We start from the raw sequence: 3061 nt of genomic DNA, 5'->3' as shown, positions 1-3061 counted from the left end.
CCGCCACCCCGCGCCTCCGCCGTCCCGAGCCGGTGCCGCCGGCAGGTGGCTAGAGCTGGAGGCCGGTGAGGACCATGACCCGCTCGTAGGTGTAGTCCTCCATCGCGAACGCCACGCCCTCGCGGCCCACGCCGGAGTCCTTGACGCCGCCGTACGGCATCTGGTCGGCCCGGTAGGACGGGACGTCGCCGACGATCACGCCGCCGACCTCCAGGGCGCGGTGCGCGCGGAAGGCGGCCTGGAGGTCGTGGGTGAACAGGCCGGCCTGGAGGCCGAAGGTCGAGTCGTTGGCGGCGGCGAACGCGGCCTCCTCGCCCTCCACCCGGGTCACCGACAGGACCGGGCCGAAGACCTCCTCGCAGGCCACCCTGGCGTCGGTCGGCACGTTCTCCAGGATGGTCGGCTGGTAGCTGGCGCCCTGCCGGACGCCGCCGGCCAGCACCTTGGCGCCGGCCGCGGTGGCCTCCTCGACCCAGGACTCGACCCGGCGGGCGGCGTCCTCGCTGACCAGCGGGCCGACGTCGGTGGCGTCGTCGGCCGGGTCGCCGGTGACCAGCGACTCCACGGCGGAGACCAGCCGCGGCAGCAGCCGGTCGTAGACGGCGGCGTCGGCGATCACCCGTTGCACGGAGATGCAGGACTGGCCGCCCTGGTAGTTGGAGAAGGTGGCGATCCGCTGCGCGGCCCAGTCGAGGTCGGCGTCCGAGGCGTAGTCGGCGAGCACGATCGCCGCGCCGTTGCCGCCGAGCTCCAGGGTGACGCGCTTGCGCGGCACCGAGTCGCGGATGGCCCAGCCGACCGGCACCGAGCCGGTGAAGGAGACGATCGGCAGCCGCGGGTCCTGGACCAGCGGCGGCATCGCCTCGTTCGGGACCGGCAGCACGCTCCAGGAGCCGGCCGGCAGCTCGGTCTCGGCCAGCAGCTCGCCCAGCAGCAGCCCGGAGAGCGGGGTGGCGGGGGCTGGCTTGAGGATGATCGGCGCGCCGGCCGCCAGGGCCGGCGCGACCTTGTGGGCGCAGAGGTTCAGCGGGAAGTTGAAGGGCGCGATGCCGAGCACCGGGCCGTAGGGGATGCGGCGGGTGAGGGCGAGCCGGCCGGCGCCGCCGGCGTCCGCGTCGAGCCGCTGGGCGGTGCCGCCGTTGAAGCGGCGGGCCTCGTCGGCGGCCCAGCGGAAGACCGAGGTGCAGCGGGCCACCTCGATCCTGGCCCACTTCATCGGCTTGCCGTTCTCCGCGCTGATCAGCCGCGCGATCTCCTCGGCGCGCTCGCCGAGCCGGCGGCAGACGTGGTCGAGCGCGGCGGCCCGCGCATAGGCCGGGGTCGCCGCGAACTCGTCGGCCACGGCCGCCGCGGCGGCGACCGCCTCCTCCGTCTGCTCCGGGGTGGGCACGCTCGCCGTGCCGACGGTCCTGCCGTCCCAGGGCGAGGTGACCTCCAGGGTGGCCTCGCCGGTCGCCGGGCGCCCGGCGAGCCAGAACGCCTGCGGGGATGTCGCGGTGGTCATGCCGATCCGCCCTCTCGTCGATAGTCGATCGTGTACGCCTCACCTTCCACGGTAGGTGCTCACGCGACGAAGAGTTCTTGTCCGGTCTGTAGCGGCGCGGCGCGCGGGTGGGACGTTTCGTCAGGATGACACGCGACCGGATCGCACCAGGCGCCATTGACCGGAGCATGCCAGTTCGCCAGCATGTCCCCACCCCACTCGTCGCACGGACACCCACCAGGAGATGTGTTGCGACTTTCCAGACGAGGCAAGCGGACCACCACCGCGGCCGCCATCGTGTCCCTCGCCCTGGCGATCACCCTCGGGACGCAGGCGAGCGCCGCCCCCTCGCCGGGTGAGCCGGCGGACGCCGTCCCGGTCCAGCAGTACGAGGTCGCCGACGTCGGCACCCGGACCGAGCGCACCGAGCTGGCCAGGACCGGCACCGCGATCGACGAGGTGCGCGACACCTCCGTGGTGGTCACCGCCGACGCGACGGACGCCACCCGGCTGCGCGACCTGGGCTACGAGCTCACGGCCCTGCCGGGCACCGCCACCGAGCGCAACGACTTCCGGGCCTCCGCGCCGTCGGACTACCACACCGCCGCCGACGTGCGGACCATCGTCGACCAGACCGTGGCCGCCTACCCGAACCTGGTCAGCAGCCGCGTGATCGGCCGCTCCTACCAGGGCCGGGACATCATCGCGGTCAAGGTCAGCGCCGACGTGAACGTGGACGAGAACGAGCCGGAGGTCCTGTTCACCCACAACCAGCACGCGCGCGAGCACCTGACCGTGGAGATGGCGCTCTACACGCTGGACGAGCTGACCTCGCAGTACGGCACCGACCCGGAGATCACCCAGCTGCTCGACACCCGCGAGGTCTGGCTGATCCCCACGGTCAACCCGGACGGCAAGGTCTACGACCAGGAGACCGCCACCAACTTCCGCAGCTGGCGCAAGAACCGGCAGCCCAACTCGGGCTCGACCGCGGTGGGCACCGACCTCAACCGGAACTGGGACTACCAGTGGGGCTGCTGCGGCGGCTCGTCCGGCAGCACCAGCAGCGAGACCTACCGCGGGCCGTCGCCGGAGTCCGGGACGGAGACCCGGGTGGTCGCGGACTTCGTCCGCAGCCGGGTGGTCGGCGGCCAGCAGCAGATCTCCGCGCACATCGACTTCCACACGTACAGCGAGCTGGTGCTGTGGCCCTACGGCTACACCTACTCGGACACCGCGGGCGGCCTGACCGCCGACGACGCGGCGGCGTTCCGCGCCCTCGGCACGGAGATGGCCGACACCAACGGCTACACGCCGCAGCAGTCCAGCGACCTGTACATCACGGACGGCTCGATCAACGACTGGATGTGGGCGGAGCAGGGGATCTTCTCCTTCACCTTCGAGATGTACCCACCGTCCGCCTCGGGCGGCGGCTTCTACCCGCCGGGCAGCGTGATCGACCGCGAGACGGCGCGGAACCGGGAGGCGGTGCTGCTGCTGCTCGACTACGCGGACTGCCCGTACCGGATCATCGGTGAGGAAGCGACGTACTGCTGACGCGGGCCGGCGGGTGGCGGG

Annotated in this window: 2 protein-coding genes; one reads left to right on the top strand and one right to left on the bottom strand. The window is 72.7% G+C overall.

Annotation, left to right across the window (positions count from 1 at the left end; genetic code table 11):
- Positions 1–49: 49 nt before the first annotated feature.
- A complete protein-coding gene (locus tag E1283_RS34425; protein ID WP_132822098.1) occupies positions 50–1504 on the bottom strand; it encodes an aldehyde dehydrogenase family protein in 1455 nt (484 codons plus the stop codon).
- 228 nt (positions 1505–1732) lie between these two features.
- Between E1283_RS34425 and E1283_RS34420 the strand changes: the two genes are divergently transcribed.
- Entirely contained in the window at positions 1733–3040 is a 1308-nt protein-coding gene (locus E1283_RS34420) for a M14 family metallopeptidase (protein WP_243745307.1), read from the top strand.
- Positions 3041–3061: the final 21 nt, after the last annotated feature.

The sequence above is a fragment of the Streptomyces hainanensis genome (assembly GCF_004348415.1).
GTDB lineage: Bacteria > Actinomycetota > Actinomycetes > Streptomycetales > Streptomycetaceae > Streptomyces > Streptomyces hainanensis.
This window is presented reverse-complemented; position numbering and strand designations above follow the sequence as displayed.

Bases quoted from the DNA above. Each gene is read 5' to 3' on its own strand.
- E1283_RS34425 (WP_132822098.1), bottom strand. From the start codon at position 1,504: ATGACCACCGCGACATCCCCGCAGGCGTTCTGGCTCGCCGGGCGCCCG.